Source organism: Acidovorax sp. GW101-11A03 (assembly GCF_059424825.1).
Window position 1 is genome coordinate 111,261 of the sequence record NZ_JBWKZU010000007.1, and the last position, 14,614, is coordinate 125,874.

14 protein-coding genes and 1 pseudogene are annotated in these 14,614 nt (G+C 67.3%); 7 read left to right on the forward strand and 8 right to left on the reverse strand.

Translation table 11 applies throughout. The annotated features are described in order from the left end of the window. Positions 1-12: 12 nt before the first annotated feature. The 5 genes from AC07Z7_RS05390 to AC07Z7_RS05410 all read right to left on the reverse strand — a co-directional run bounded on the left by AC07Z7_RS05390 (position 13) and on the right by AC07Z7_RS05410 (position 4,779). A complete protein-coding gene (locus tag AC07Z7_RS05390; protein WP_094285353.1) occupies positions 13-501 on the reverse strand; it encodes a tripartite tricarboxylate transporter TctB family protein in 489 nt (162 codons plus the stop codon). A 175-nt stretch (positions 502-676) separates the two neighbouring features. Beyond that, complete coding sequence (gene tfpB, locus AC07Z7_RS05395; RefSeq protein ID WP_494765583.1) at positions 677-2,470, reverse strand: type IV pilus assembly ATPase TfpB; 1,794 nt, start codon at positions 2,468-2,470, stop codon at positions 677-679. Between the two features lie 12 nt (positions 2,471-2,482). Further along, positions 2,483-3,247: a class I SAM-dependent methyltransferase gene (locus AC07Z7_RS05400; protein WP_494765584.1), complete on the reverse strand. Its 765-nt coding sequence runs from the start codon at positions 3,245-3,247 to the stop codon at positions 2,483-2,485. A 9-nt stretch (positions 3,248-3,256) separates the two neighbouring features. Then, positions 3,257-3,826, reverse strand: a complete 570-nt coding sequence (locus AC07Z7_RS05405; protein ID WP_494765585.1) for a DNA-deoxyinosine glycosylase — start codon at positions 3,824-3,826, stop codon at positions 3,257-3,259. Positions 3,827-3,921: 95 nt separating this feature from the next. Further along, positions 3,922-4,779, reverse strand: coding sequence for a TatD family hydrolase (locus AC07Z7_RS05410; protein WP_494765586.1), 858 nt, complete (start codon positions 4,777-4,779; stop codon positions 3,922-3,924). Positions 4,780-4,959: 180 nt separating this feature from the next. Here AC07Z7_RS05410 and AC07Z7_RS05415 point away from each other — a divergent pair, with 180 nt between their 5' ends. The 5 genes from AC07Z7_RS05415 to AC07Z7_RS05435 all read left to right on the forward strand — a co-directional run bounded on the left by AC07Z7_RS05415 (position 4,960) and on the right by AC07Z7_RS05435 (position 9,395). Next, a complete protein-coding gene (locus AC07Z7_RS05415; protein WP_494765587.1) occupies positions 4,960-5,916 on the forward strand; it encodes a S1C family serine protease in 957 nt (318 codons plus the stop codon). Between the two features lie 24 nt (positions 5,917-5,940). After that, the gene (locus tag AC07Z7_RS05420; RefSeq protein WP_094285347.1) at positions 5,941-6,960 is read left to right on the forward strand and encodes an AAA family ATPase; all 1,020 of its coding nucleotides are present in this window, start codon (positions 5,941-5,943) and stop codon (positions 6,958-6,960) included. A 9-nt stretch (positions 6,961-6,969) separates the two neighbouring features. After that, positions 6,970-7,998, forward strand: a complete 1,029-nt coding sequence (locus AC07Z7_RS05425) for a DUF58 domain-containing protein (RefSeq protein WP_494765588.1) — start codon at positions 6,970-6,972, stop codon at positions 7,996-7,998. A gap of 11 nt (positions 7,999-8,009) precedes the next feature. Continuing rightward, a complete protein-coding gene (locus tag AC07Z7_RS05430) occupies positions 8,010-9,053 on the forward strand; it encodes a VWA domain-containing protein (protein ID WP_252657595.1) in 1,044 nt (347 codons plus the stop codon). Positions 9,054-9,143: 90 nt separating this feature from the next. Beyond that, a complete protein-coding gene (locus tag AC07Z7_RS05435; protein WP_063461349.1) occupies positions 9,144-9,395 on the forward strand; it encodes a PA2433 domain-containing protein in 252 nt (83 codons plus the stop codon). A gap of 27 nt (positions 9,396-9,422) precedes the next feature. Here the strand turns inward: AC07Z7_RS05435 and lolD are convergent, their stop codons facing one another. Next, complete coding sequence (gene lolD / locus AC07Z7_RS05440) at positions 9,423-10,169, reverse strand: lipoprotein-releasing ABC transporter ATP-binding protein LolD (protein WP_494765589.1); 747 nt, start codon at positions 10,167-10,169, stop codon at positions 9,423-9,425. Continuing rightward, entirely contained in the window at positions 10,162-11,415 is a 1,254-nt protein-coding gene (locus tag AC07Z7_RS05445) for a lipoprotein-releasing ABC transporter permease subunit (protein WP_494765590.1), read from the reverse strand. Before AC07Z7_RS05445 ends, lolD begins: the two co-directional genes overlap by 8 nt. Positions 11,416-11,494: 79 nt before the next feature. Here AC07Z7_RS05445 and AC07Z7_RS05450 point away from each other — a divergent pair, with 79 nt between their 5' ends. Further along, the gene (locus tag AC07Z7_RS05450) at positions 11,495-12,451 is read left to right on the forward strand and encodes a phosphoglycerate mutase (RefSeq protein WP_494765591.1); all 957 of its coding nucleotides are present in this window, start codon (positions 11,495-11,497) and stop codon (positions 12,449-12,451) included. After that, complete coding sequence (gene recJ, locus AC07Z7_RS05455) at positions 12,448-14,163, forward strand: single-stranded-DNA-specific exonuclease RecJ (RefSeq protein WP_494765592.1); 1,716 nt, start codon at positions 12,448-12,450, stop codon at positions 14,161-14,163. Before AC07Z7_RS05450 ends, recJ begins: the two co-directional genes overlap by 4 nt. A gap of 70 nt (positions 14,164-14,233) precedes the next feature. On the opposite strand, the pseudogene AC07Z7_RS05460 reads toward recJ, so the two are convergent. Continuing rightward, positions 14,234-14,614: pseudogene (locus AC07Z7_RS05460) on the reverse strand (methyl-accepting chemotaxis protein); the annotation flags it as partial.

Sequence of the window (14,614 nt, forward strand, 5' to 3'; positions counted from 1 at the left end):
CGGTGCTCCTGCTCAACCCGTGATGAAACTGGGCCACACGGGGAACTGCAGCTTGAGCGCCCAGACGAATGCCACATAACTGCCAATGGCCAACACGGTGGCCAGGAGGAACACGGACTTCGCGTGAAACTCCTGACCCGCCAGACTCGCAATGAAGGTCAGTGCATAGATGCCCACGATGAGGCCCATGGCCGGAACCCCGAGGCTGGGCAACCCTCCCAGCAAAATGCCGAACGCGAAGTTGGCAGCCAGGATGAAGAACAGCGGCTTCCAGGCCCACTTGCCGATCTTGTCGCCATCCTGGGTCTCCACCGTGACTGCCTTGAAGGTGATCACGCTGCCGATGATGGCAAGCAAGATACCCAGCAACAGGGGGAAATAGCCGGGCCCCATGCGGGCGCCAGTGCCGACGTTGTACGTGGTTGCACCCCACGCAAACGCCACTCCGACACCCATGAACATGAGGCCGGAAAAAAAGTCTTTTTGACTCTTGATTTTCACGAAATGTCTCCTAGGCGGAAATCTTGACTGCGCGATTGTGCGTGCAAGCATGGCCCGCGCGAATGTGGATTCCACCTACATCCAGTAACGCCCCATGGCCACACCGCGCGGGCAAAGCATCGCGTGCGAACCACGAACCGCTGCCCAGGGAGACGCCTGTACGGCGCTGGGCGCGTTACTCCAGCGGGGGAGTGGCCGCGATCACTTCGTCCATGGTGGTCAACCCCTCGGCCACCCGCAGCGCCCCCGCCAGACGCAGCGGACGCATGCCGTCCTGCACAGCCTGGCGGCGCAGGGTGTCGATGGATGGGGCCTGGGTGATCCGGTCCTTGAGTGCTTCGCTCACGGTCAGCAATTCATACAGCCCCATGCGCCCACGGTAACCGCCCATGCGGCAGTCCACGCAACCCACGGGTTTGTAGGGCTGGTAGGCGCCATTGATCTTCCAGGGCTTGACGACCTCGGCCAGCGCATCGCGCGAAGCCGTTTCGTCCCGCTGTTTGCACTGCTTGCACAGCGTACGCACCAGCCGCTGGGCCAGCACGCCCAGCAAGGTGGCGTTGAGCAGGTAGGGCGGCACCCCCAGCTCCATCATGCGGGTGATGGCACTGGGTGCATCATTGGTGTGCAGCGTCGAAAACACGAGGTGCCCCGTGAGCGCAGCCTGGATGGCCATTTCTGCGGTCTCCAGATCCCGGATTTCACCCACCATGATGATGTCCGGATCCTGGCGCATCAGGGCACGCAGGCCTTCGGCAAAGTTGAAATCGAGCTGCGGCTGCACCTGGGTCTGGTTGAAGCTGGGTTCGATCATTTCAATCGGGTCTTCCACCGTGCTCACGTTGACCTCTTCGGTCGCCACACGCTTGAGCGTGGAGTACAGCGTGGTGGTCTTGCCCGAGCCCGTGGGCCCGGTCACGAGGATGATGCCGTGCGGGCGTTTGACCAGCGCCTCCCAGCGCTGTGCGTCGTGCTGTGCAAAACCCAGGGCATCCAGGTCCTTGACCGCGTTGTCCGGATCAAAGATCCGCATGACCATCTTTTCGCCGAATGCGGTGGGCAGCGTGGACAGGCGCATTTCCACTTCTTCGCCGCGCGGGTTGCGCGTCTTGATGCGACCGTCCTGCGGGCGGCGTTTTTCCACCACATCAATGCGACCCAGCAGCTTGATGCGCGACACCATGGCGTTGTGCACCCCCATTGGCATCTGGTAGACCGGGTGCAGCACACCGTCGATGCGGAAACGGATCACGCCCTGCTCGCGGCGCGGCTCCAGGTGGATGTCGCTCGCACGCTGGTCAAACGCGTACTGCCACAGCCAGTCCACCACCTTGACCACACCCTGGTCGTTGGCGTCGAGCTGCTTGTTGCTTTTGCCCAGCTCCACCAGCTGTTCAAAGCTGCTGCCGCCCGAATTCCCCCCCGCCTTCTGCGCCGCACGCACGGATTTGGCCAGTGCAAAAAACTCCGCAGTGAACCGGTGGATGTCCTGCGGGTTGGCCACCACACGGCGCACCGCGCGGTGCGACTGGCGCTCCACCTCGGCCACCCAGTCGTCGATGAAGGGCTCGGCCGTGGCCACCACCACTTCTTTGGCCGAAACCTGCACGGGCAGCACCTTGTGGCGCTCGGCGTAGGTAGCGCTCATGGTGTCGGCCACACGGCCCACATCCACCTTGAGTGGGTCAATCCGCATGTAGTCCAGGCCTGCCCGCGTGGCCAGGTACTCGGACAGCGCCTCGATATCGAGCGGCCTGCCGTCGCTTGCACGCTCCATGGCCACACTGGCCAGTCGCACCAGCGCATGCTGCGAACTTTCGGCCTGTGAGCAGCGGGCAATGGTGCGCTGCGCTTCCTCGCGCGAGATCACATGGTCATCGCTGAGCCACTGCACCATGCGGCGCCAGTCCACCGGACCGACGTGCTTCGCGGCCTTCAGGCGGCCGGGGATGTCCACGGAGGCATTCATGTCAAAAACCTTTCAGGGGGCCACCGGCTTGAACGCCCGCAGCCATTTGGTGGTGGGCAGATCCCAGCGCGCCTGGATCGCTTCGGCCTGTTCCGCCAGCTCCGCACGTTTGGGCCGAGAGGGCGTGCGCTGTGCCAGCACCACCGTATTGCCCTCGCGGGTTGGCTTGAATGCCCACAGCGCATCGTTGCCAAAGGCCTGGGCCATGCTCTGGAGGCTGCGGTCAAAGCTGGACGCACGGCCGAACAGGTTGACCGTCATGCAGCCCGTGTCCGACAGCAACGCCCGGCAATCAGCATAAAAATCCGGGCTATCCAGAACCGGCGCTGCGGCCTCGTGGTCGTAGAGATCCACCGCCAGCGCATCGACCGTGCCCAGCCACATGGGGTTCTGGATCTCCTTGGCCGCATCGGCCAGCACCACACGCAGCTTGGGGCCATCGGGCGGCAGCTTGAACCACTGGCGACACACAGCCAGCACCTGCGGGTTCAGCTCGATCGCTGTACTGCAGATGCGCAGCTTCTTGTGGCAAAACTTGGTGATGGCGCCTGCCCCCAGGCCCAGTTGCATGGCATGGCCCTTGGACACCTGCGCCAGGTCGGAAAACAGCAGCCAGGCCATCATGCGCTGCACATACTCCAGCTCCAGCGCAAAGGGCTCATCAATGCGCATGGAACCCTGGATCCACGGTGTACCCAGGTGCAGGTGGCGCACCTCACCGTCGTCCGACACACTGACTTCGGGCAACTCTTGCAGTTTTTCTTTTTTGCGGGTCATTCAAAGCGTTCAAAGCAGGCGGTGGGCCGACAACACTGCCGCCCAGGCCGCCAATTTACGGTCAAAACTCCAGGACGCGTTGGCCGGGCTGGTCGATGGCAGTCGCACGGATTGCAACGGCGGCCTGTGCAGCGCCGCCAGGCTGGCCTGCACCGCCGGGGCATGCCGGAAGCTCTCGGCCCCGTTGTGGGCCACGGCCACCAGCCGGGGACAGCGCCCGAGCAAGCGGGCAAAGTCGTTGACAAGGGGGTTGCGGATACTGGTGTCCAGGCTGCCTTCGCGTTCGCAGCTGGCATAGACATCCCACAGCCCCAGCCCGCGCGCCAACAGCCAGTCGCAGCGCTGCAGGTAATGCTCCGGCCCGGCTGCGGGCAGTGGATGCTGCGGCCAGAGGGCCTGCAGGATCTTCCAGAAATGGTTTTGGGGGTGAGCATAGTACTGCTGCGCCCGCAAGGAGGCCGCGCCCGGAAAACTGCCCAGCACCAGCACCACCGTCTTTTCAGACGCCACGGGTGGCAAGCCCTGCCACCGAACAGGAGCAGGAACAGGCGCAAGGCTGGGGGCGCAGAGGTCGGACATGGGCCAATTCTGGACCGAAACCACGCAAGCACCTTGGGGTGGCCGCAAAAAAAGATAGCTGTAAACCGTTTACCACACGGCCCAAAGCTCCCAAATTACTCCTCAATTTCGCCGTCAATGCCTCGCAACGCCAGCAAGGGCACCAGCCGGGGCAGTGCCGCGCAGGCGTTGGCCGTGGTGGCCTGGGCCAGTGCCGCCAGGGGCTGGCCACGCAGCTGCGCCAGCACCTCGGCAATGCGCGGCAACTCGGCCGGGGCATTGCGCCCCTGGGGCAGGCCCTCGGCCCGCTGTGCGGCCGGGGTATAGAGCCAGTGGGGCGGGATGTCGGGGGCGTCGGTCTCCAGGACCAGCGCCTCCTCGGGCAGCTCGGCCGCAAGGCGCCGCAGCTGCAAGGCGCGGTCGTAAGTCATGGCGCCGCCAAAGCCGAGCTTGAAACCCAGGCCGATGAAGGCCTGCGCCTGCTGCAAGCTCCCGTTGAAGGCATGCGCAATGCCGCCACGCACCGGCAGGTCCCGCAGGCCCTTGAGCAGCTTGTCGGCCGACCGGCGCACATGCAGGATCACCGGCAGGTCGAACCGGCGGGCCAGCTGCAGCTGGGCCCGGTAAAACCGCTCCTGCCGCGTGGGGTCCAACCCCGGCACGAAGTAGTCCAGGCCGATCTCGCCGATGGCCACCAGGCACGGGTCGGCATGGTGCTGGGCCAGCATCTCTTGCAACAGCGCCACGTCCCCATCGTCGGCACGCCCGGTGTAGAGCGGGTGGATGCCCAGCGCATAGCTGTCCCCATGCTGGTGCGCCAGCAGGCGCACGGTCTCCCAGTTGCTGCGCTCCACGGCCGGGATCACGCAATGCCCCACCCCCTGTACGGTCGCCTCCTGGCGCACCGCATTGCGGTCGGCATCGAATTCGGGCGCATCAAGATGGCAGTGGGTGTCAATCCAGGCGGTCGTCATGCACCGATGATGCCCCATGCGACGCGGTCCACACTGCGGTGGTAGCCCTGCGTGTGCATTTACGGGCAAACCGTGCTACCGTCATTTGCGTGCGCCAGCCCTCGGCGCAATTGAACCTGCGAATGCGCTTCCGGGGACGCCCCGAGAGCACCCGCAGGCTCCCAGAGCAAAGGTGACAGGATGCCCCGGCCCGCCCTCTACAGCAGCTCTCGCCCCGCCCGCAGCCGTGCCCCCGCCCCGGTGGTGGCCGCACCCGCAGCACCTGCGAACGCTGCCCAGCCCTCTGCCGATGCGCCGCCCGCGCTGCAGGATGCGGCCCGGAACCAGGCGGCGGCCCCACACGCTCCTCCAGTGCGGCGCCAGCTGTGGGCCCTCTGGACCATCGTGGTGCTGTTGGCAGCCCTGCTGGTAGCCAGCGCCTGGCACAGCAGCCGCAGCCCTGCCCGCAAGATCACCCAGGACGACATCGATGCCGCCGTGCTGCGCACGCTGGAAACCACCACGCCGCCATCGGCCGCTGCCCGCGCCGTAGAAAGCATCGCCCCCTCCATCGTGCGCGTGGTGGGCTACGGCCGCAGCAAGAACGGCAAGGAGGAAGTCGAGCGGGGCATCGGCACGGGCGTGGTCATCGTGGACAAGGGCGTCATCCTGACCAACCTGCATGTGGTGGCGGGCGCCGACCGCATCGGCATCACCTTCCACGACGGGCTGGAAACCACCGCCAGCATCACCGGTGCCCAGCCCGAGAACGACCTGGCCGTGCTGCAGGCACACAAGGTGCCCGATGACCTGGAAGCCGCCACCCTGCGCTCCACCCAGAACCTGCGCCCGGGCGACCACGTGGTGGCCGTGGGTTTCCCCTTCGGCATCGGCCCCTCGGCATCTGCCGGGGTGGTGTCGGGCCTGCAGCGCGAATTCACCTCGCCCGAGGGCAAGCGCCAGCTCAGCAACCTGATCCAGTTCGACGCGGCGGCCAACCCCGGCAACTCGGGCGGGCCACTGGTCACGCTCGATGGCGAAGTGGTGGGCATCGTCACCGCCATCCTCAACCCCACGCCCGCGCGCACCTTCATCGGCATCGGGTTTGCGGTGCCGATCGAGAACGCGGCCTCGGCCGTTGGCATGCCCCCCTTCTGACCCCGACCGTCCCCAAGGAGCACCATGGATACCACACCATCCCCCAGCGCCATGAACAACGCCGCCACCGCCACCCTCATGGAGCAGGTGCTCTATGAAGTCAAACGCGTGGTGGTGGGCCAGGACCGCTTTCTGGAGCGCGTCATGGTCGCCATGCTCGCCCAGGGCCACCTGCTGGTCGAAGGCGTGCCGGGCCTGGCCAAGACGCTCACCGTGAAGACGCTGGCCAGCACCATCCAGGGCAGCTTCAAGCGCATCCAGTTCACGCCCGACCTGGTGCCCGCCGACCTGGTGGGAACGCGTCTGTACAACCAGAGAACGGGCGAATTCAGCACCACGCTGGGCCCCGTGTTCACCCATCTGCTGCTGGCCGACGAGATCAACCGCGCGCCCGCCAAGGTGCAGAGCGCGCTGCTGGAGGTGATGCAGGAGCGCCAGGTCACGATTGCGGGCGAAACCCACAAGGTGCCCGAGCCCTTCTTGGTGATGGCCACGCAGAACCCCATCGAGACCGAGGGCACCTACGCGCTGCCCGAGGCGCAGGTGGACCGCTTCATGATGAAAGTGCTGATCGACTACCCCACCGAAGAAGAAGAGTTTGTGATCGCCCAGCGCGCGCTGGACAAGCCCGTGCAGGTGCTGCCCGTGGCCACCACCGCCCAGCTAGCGGCGCTGCAGGCAGAATGCCGCACGGTGTATGTGGACCCTTCCCTGCTGCAACACGCGGTGAAACTGGTGGCCGCCACGCGGGTGCCCGCCAAGCATGGCCTCAAAGACCTGGCCGGCTTCATCGCCTGTGGCGCCAGCCCCCGCGCGACCATTGCCCTGGCCGAGGGTGCCCAGGCCCTGGCCATGCTGCGCGGGCGCAACTATGTGCTGCCCGAAGACATGACCGACCTGACTGCCGATGTGCTGCGCCACCGCATTGCGCTGTCGTATGAGGCGCTGTCCGAAGGGCTGGATGCCGACGCACTCATCCAGCGCATCATGGCCAAGATTCCTGCGCCCGCGCGGCCTTTGCACCATGAACAAAAAGTGGCCTGAGCCTCCGATATGAGCAACAAGCCGCCCAACACCCCCTCCGCCACAGTCCACACCCTGCCGACCTTGCCCGGGCAGGCCGACCGGCTGCTGCGCGAGCTGGAGTGGAAGGTCATCCGCCGCCTCGATGGTCTGCTGCAAGGCGACTACCGCACCCTGATGCGCGGCAGCGGGCTGGACCTGGCCGACCTGCGCGAGTACCAGCCACACGACGACGTGCGGCACATTGACTGGAACGTGACCGCCCGCCTGAACCAGCCCCATGTGCGCGTGTTCACCGAAGACCGCGAGATGACCGCCTGGTTCCTGCTGGACCTGAGCCCCTCGATCAGCTTTGGACCGGAAGGGCGTGCCAAACGCGACATCCTCACCGGCTTTGTGGCCGTGCTCTCGCGCCTGCTCACACGCCACGGCAACCGCGTGGGCGCCATGCTGTACGGCGGCGCCAGCGACCAGGCCGAACGCGCGGTAGACGCCGTGCTGCCACCCCGCAGCAGCCGCGCCCATGTGCTGCACCTGGTGCACCGCCTGCTGGCCCCTACCCCGCCCGCCACGCCCCAGCCCAAAGGCGGCGGTGCGGCCACCGAGCTGCACCGGCTGCTGCAAACCGGTCTGGCCAACCTGCGCCGCCGCGCCACCGTGTTTGTGGTGTCCGACTTCATCAGCGCTCCGGGCTGGGAGAAACCCCTGGCGCAACTGGCCCAGCGCCACGACGTGGTGGCCGTGCGGCTGCTCGACCCGCTGGAGCTGGAGCTGCCCGACCTGGGCCTGATCACCCTGCGCGACGCCGAAAGCGGCGAGCAACTGCAGGTGGACACCCACGATGCCGCCTTCCGCCGCCGCTTTGCACAGCTGGCGGCCGAGCGCGAGGCCACACTGCGCGACGGTCTGGCGCGCGCCGGGGCCGACACGCTGGAGCTGTGCACCGACGACGACCTGGTGGACGCCCTGCTGCGCTTCATGGACCTGCGCCAACGCCGCGTGCGGGCGCCCCGCGCCACGGCGGATGCCACCGCGACCCACCCCCACTACGCCACCTGAGGACCCGCACCATGGTTTTTCTCTGGCCCACCCTGCTCTGGCTGCTGCTGGTTGCGCCCCTGCTGGTGCTGCTGTACTGGTGGCTGCTGCACCGGCGCAAGAAGACCGCGCTGAGCTACTCCAGCCTGTCGCTGGTGCGCGAGGCCCTGGGCCCCGGCCAGCGCCTGCGGCGCCACATCCCGCCCGCACTCTTTCTACTGGCTCTCATTGCGCTGCTACTGGCCGCCGCGCGGCCCCTGGCGGTGATCACCCTGCCCTCGCAAGACCAGACCATCATGCTGGCCATGGATGTGTCGGGCAGCATGCGCGCGGCCGACGTGGAGCCCGACCGCATCACCGCTGCGCAAAACGCCGCCAAGGCCTTCATTGCCGAGCTGCCGCGCCATGTGCGCGTGGGCATCGTGGCCTTTGCGGGCAGCGCCCAGCTGGCGCAACTGCCCACACAAAGCCGCGAAGACCTGGTCAAGGCTATCGACAGCTTTCAGCTGCAGCGCGGCACGGCCACAGGCAACGGCATCATGCTGTCGCTGGCCACGATCTTTCCCGATGCGGGCATCGACATCGCAGCACTGGGTGGCCGCCAAGCCATGCGCCCCAAGCCCATCGACGAAATCGGCAAGCAGGACCCGGCCAAGCCCTTCACCCCCGTGGCACCGGGCTCCTACAACTCGGCCGCCATCATCATGCTGACCGACGGGCAGCGGACCACGGGCGTGGACCCGCTCGAAGCCGCCAAGTGGGCGGCCGACCGCGGCGTGCGCGTGTACACCGTGGGCGTGGGCACGGTGCAAGGTGAGACCATTGGATTTGAAGGCTGGTCCATGCGCGTACGGCTGGACGAAGAGACGCTGAAAGCCGTAGCCGCGCGCACCAACGCCGAATATTTCCATGCCGCCACGGCGGCCGACCTCAAGAAGGTCTACCAGACCCTCAGCTCACGCCTGACGGTGGAGAAGCGCGAAACCGAAATTTCCGCCCTGCTCGCGCTGGCGGGCGCTGTGCTGGCCCTGCTGGCGGCGGCGCTGTCGGTGTGGTGGTACGGACGGGTGATGTAGCCCCCCGAGCCCCGCCGGGCGCAGGCACAGGGCCCCTGCCTCGGCACTCCAATTCGTCGGCCCTGGTATTCGCACAAAGGAGATCATTCCATGCGTTCCCTGATCCGCACCACGGCCCTGGCCGCCCTTCTGGCCACTGCCGCAGGCATGGCGCTGGCCCACAACTGCCCCAACGAGATGAAGGCCATCGACGCCAAGCTCGCCACCAACCCCAGCCTGTCGGCCGACAACGCGGCCAAGGTCAAACAGCTGCGCGCCGATGGCGAAACCCACCACAAGGCGGGCAAACACGACGATTCAATGAAGGCGCTGGCCGAGGCCAAGAAGATCCTCGGGATCTGAACCGGCGCGCCTATCCAGCCAGAGCGATCAGGCGCGTGGCGCCTGCAGCTTTCCTTCTGCAATCCGCACCACGCGGCCGCAGCGCACGGCCAGGGATTCGTCGTGCGTCACCATCACAAACGCCGTGCCATGGTCGCGCGCGAGCTGGAGCATCAGCTCGAACACGCCATCGGCCGTGCCCCGGTCCAGGTTGCCGGTGGGCTCGTCGGCCAGCACACAGGCCGGCCGCGTGACCAGCGCGCGCGCAATGGCCACACGCTGGCGCTCGCCGCCCGACAACTCGGCCGGACGGTGGTGCACGCGCGCCTTCAGGCCCACGGCCGCCAGTACCTGCTCGGCCGCCTGGTGGGCCTGTTCAGAAGGCATGCGGCGGATGCGCAGCGGCATGGCCACGTTGTCCAACGCGCTGAATTCGGGCAGCAGATGGTGAAACTGGTAGATAAAGCCCAGGTGCTGGTTGCGCAACTGGCCCTGCTCCTGGGGCGACAGCGCCGACAGCTCGGCCCCCTTGAGCCGCACCGACCCGGCCGTGGGCGCATCCAGCCCGCCCAGCAGGTGTAGCAAGGTGCTCTTGCCCGAGCCCGATGCACCAACAATGGCCAGGGTTTCGCCCGCATGCACCTGCAGGTCCACGCCTTGCAGCACGGTCACGTCCAGGCGGCCTTCGGTAAAGCGCTTGGTCAGGCCCCGAGCCTCCAGCACCACCGCACCATTTATCAAACCATTTTGGCCGTTACCGCCTGATGGTATTGGGTTGAAAGCTACATTATTCATAGCGGAGAGCTTCTGCGGGGTTCACACGGCTGGCGCGCCAGCTGGGGTAGAGCGTGGCCACAAAGGCCAGCACGAGCGAGATCAAGCCGATGGGCACGATGTCGCTGCTTTGTGGCTCGCTGGGCATCTTGCTGATGAGGTAGATGTCCTTGGGCAAAAAGCTCGCGTTCAGCGCCTTTTCGATGGCGGGCACGATCACGTCGATGTTGAACGCAATGCCCAGGCCCAGCAGCAGGCCCACGGCCGTGCCGATCACGCCCACCATGGCACCTTGCACCACGAAGATGCCCATGATGCTTTTCGGGCTGGCGCCCAGCGTGCGCAGGATGGCGATGTCGGCGCGCTTGTCGGTCACCGTCATCACCAGCGTGGACACCAGGTTGAATGCCGCCACGGCCACGATGAGCGTGAGGATGATGAACATCATGCGTTTTTCGAGCTGCACGGCGGCAAACCAGGTGCGGTTCTGCTGCGTCCAGTCGCGGATCAGCAGTTGGCCGCTGAGCGTGCCCGCCAATTGCTGCGCCACCTCGCGCGCCTGGTGCAGGTCCTTGAGCTTGAGGCGCACGCCCGTGGGGCCCTCCAGGCGGAAGATGCGCTGCGCGTCCTCATGGTGCAACAACACCAGCGCAGAGTCGTATTCATAGTGGCCCGAGTCGAACGTGCCCGCCACCGTCATCTGCTTGAGGCGTGGCACCACGCCTGCAGGCGTCACCTGACCGGCGGGCGCAATCAGCGTCACCGGGTCGCCCACCCGCACGCCCAGGGCACGGGCCAGTTCGCCGCCCAGCACCACGCGAAACTCACCGGGCACCAGTTGCTGCAGCACCTTCTCGTTGGTGGCGGCCAGGTCGGTCACCGCGCCCTCCAGCGCCGGGTCGATGCCCCGCACCAGCGCACCCTTCATGTCCTCGCCCCGCGCCAGCAAAGCCTGCGCGGCCACAAAGGGTGCGGCGCCGATCACGTTGGGGTTTTGTTTGGCCTCGGCCAGCGTGCGCGCAGGGTCGGGCAGCGCTGCGCCCTGGGGGGCAAAAATTTCGATGTGCGAGACCACACTGAGCATGCGGTCGCGCACTTCCTTCTGAAAGCCGTTCATCACGCTGAGCACGATGATGAGCGCCGCAACCCCGAGCGCAATGCCCAGCATGGACACGCCCGAGATGAACGAGATGAAGCCATTGCGCCGCGTGGCGCGGCCCGCGCGCGTGTAGCGCCAGCCCAGGGCCAGTTCGTAGGGGATTTTCATGGAATGGGAAAGAAGGCCTCGCCCCAGCGGAATGCCGGGGCCGGGCCGGACAGATTGTGGCATCCCGGACAATAGCGGGATGTCGGACACCACCCATTTGCTGATCCCGGGCGCAGCGAGCGCCTCTGAAGGATGCCAGCAAGCCCTGCAAAACCTCCCCCTCCCCCACCTGGACCGGCTCCTTGCCCGGCTCAGCCCCCACACCGCCCAGAGCGACGACGGCGAGGAAACCAGCTTCACCCCCCCGCACGAACGCGCCCTGGCCCGCGCCCTGGGCCTGCCTGCCGAGGACGGCCACATCCCCTGGGCCGCCTGGCACCGCCACCAGCAAGGTCTTTCGACGGACGCAGAAGCCTGGGCCTTTGTCACCCCCTGCCAGTGGCAGGTCAGCACCGACCACGTCACCTTGCGCGACCCGGAGCAACTGGGCCTCAATGAGACCGCATCGCGCGCGCTGCTGGCCATCGTGGCGCCCTGGTTTGCCGAAGACGGCATCACCTTGCACTATGAGCAGCCCACGCGCTGGCTCGCCAGCGGCCCGCTGTTTGCCAACCTGGCTACCGCATCGCTGGAACGGGTGCTGCTGCGCGACGTGCGCGCCTGGATGCCCGACGCCAAGCAGGCCCGCACCCTGCACCGCCTGCACAGCGAGATGCAGATGCTGCTCTACACCCACGCCTTCAACGACGAGCGCGGGGCGCGCGGGCTGCCGGTGGTCAACTCCTTCTGGGTGCATGGCGCGGGCGCGCTGCCCCAGCCGGTGCCCGCCCCTTCCGCCGCCCCCTCCATGCCCACCCCGCTGCGCGATGCCGCGCTGCGCGAAGACTGGCGCGCATGGGCCCAGGCCTGGACCGCGCTGGACGCGGGCCCTGTGGCCGGGCTGCTGCGCCAGGCCGAGGCAGGCGCGCCTGTGATGCTCACGCTGTGCGGCGAGCGCAATGCGCAGGCCTTCCACAGCGCGCCCCGCTCTCTGTCACAGCGTTTTCAAGGCTTTTTCAGGCCCCTGCGCGCGGCAGACATGCTCCATAAGCTATGAAAATAGTAGCAAGAGACATTCCCCCCCGCGCCGCCTGGGCGCTGGAGCAGGCCGGTGTGCACCCGCTGCTGGCCCGCCTGTACGCTGCACGCGGTGTGCGCGCCCATGAGGAGCTGGACGACGGCCTGGGCCGCCTGCTGCCCCCGTCGGGATTGAAGGGCATCGACGCCGCCGCGCGCCTGCTGGCCGACGCCATGGCGCAGAACCAGCGCCTGGTCATCGTGGCCGACTACGACTGCGACGGTGCCACCGCCTGCGCCGTGGGCGTGCGCGGCCTGCGCCTGCTGGGCGCCCGGAACGTGGACTACCTGGTGCCCGACCGCGTGACGGACGGCTACGGCCTCACGCCCCCCATCGCCCGCCGTGTGGCCGAGCGCGGCGCCGACATGCTCATCACCGTGGACAACGGCATCGCCAGCGTCGAAGGCGTGGCGGAGGCCAAGGCCCTGGGCCTGCAGGTGCTCGTCACCGACCACCACCTGCCCGGCCCCGCGCTGCCGGCGGCCGATGCCATCGTCAACCCCAACCAGCCCGGCTGCACGTTCGAGAGCAAGTCCATGGCCGGGGTGGGCGTGATGTTCTACACACTGTTGGCGCTGCGCGCCGAGTTGCGCGCGCGCGGCGTGTTTGACGCCGCCAGCCAACCGAAGCTCGACCCGCTGCTCACCCTGGTGGCGCTAGGCACCGTGGCCGACGTGGTCAAGCTCGACGCCAACAACCGCCGCCTGGTCGCCCAGGGCCTCAAACGCATTCGCATGGGCCAGATGCCCGCAGGCATCGCTGCGCTCTTCCATGCCGCAGGCCGCAAGGCGCCCGCCGCCACCACCTTCGATTTTGGTTTCGCTTTAGGCCCACGCATCAACGCTGCCGGGCGGCTGGCAGACATGACGCTGGGCATCGAATGCCTGCTGACCGACGACGCAGGCCGCGCCGCAGAACTCGCCAGCACGCTCGACGGCATCAACCGCGAGCGCCGCGAGATCGAGGGCGGCATGCGCGAGCAGGCCATGCTCATGGCCGAAAGCCTGTTCGACGAAAGCGAAGAGCCGCCCCCAGCCATCAGCGTGTTCGACCCCGACTTCCACGAGGGCGTGGTCGGCATCGTGGCCAGCCGCATCAAGGACAAGCTGCACCGCCCCACGTTCGTGTTTGCCGCGAGCAGTGCGCCGGGCAAGGAGCATGAGCTCAAAGGCTCGGGCCGCTCCATCCCCGGCTTTCATCTGCGCGACGCACTCGACCTGGTGGCCAAGCGCCACCCGGGCGTGATCCTCAAATTTGGCGGCCACGCCATGGCGGCGGGTTGCACCGTGGCCGAGGAATCGTTCGACGTGTTCGAGCAGGCCTTTGCCCAGGTCGCGCAAGAATGGCTGGACGCCGCCACCCTCACCCGCCGCATCGAAACCGACGGCCCGCTGGCCCCCGAATACTGCCGTGCCGACATCGTGGACACCCTGCATCGCGAGGTCTGGGGCCAGGGTTTTGCGCCGCCCACCTTCAGCGAAGAAGTGCAGATCGTGAGCCAGCGCCTGGTGGGCGAGGCCAAGAACCACCTGTCGCTCAAGCTCATCCACCAGGGCAACCCCGTGGACGCCATCTGGTTCGGCCACACCGAGCAGTTGCCCGCGCGCGTGCTGCTGGCCTTCCGCCTCGACGTGAACGAGTGGAAGGGTGAACGCAAGGTGCAGTTTCTGGTGGAAGGCGCGGAGGTCTAGCCCGCTGCGCGGCGGGTCTGTAAAAGATCCGCGCCCCGCGCTGAGCCGCCAAGCGCGGGCAACCCTGTCTTCAGAAGCTCTCCCAATCGTCATCGCCTCCCTGCGCTGCCGCCTTGGCGGCGGGCGCGGGTGACGAGGCTTTGGCGGCAGGCAGGCGTGCCGGCGCTGGCGCAGGTGCCTTGGGGGCTGCTGCAGACGCCACGCGCGGAGCGTTGGCCGCCGCCTTGGCCACCGCAGGCCGGGGCGCAGGCGCTGGTGCTGCCCGGGGCGCCGCTGCCGGGGCCCGCGCGGCCACCGCTCCCACGTTGAACACAGACACCACCTCCGCCAGCCGCTGCGCCTGGTCGCGCATCGAGGCGGCTGCGGCCGTTGATTCCTCCACCAGCGCCGCGTTCTGCTGCGTCATCTGATCGAGGTGCGTGACCGCCTGGTTCACCTGGGCGATGCCGTC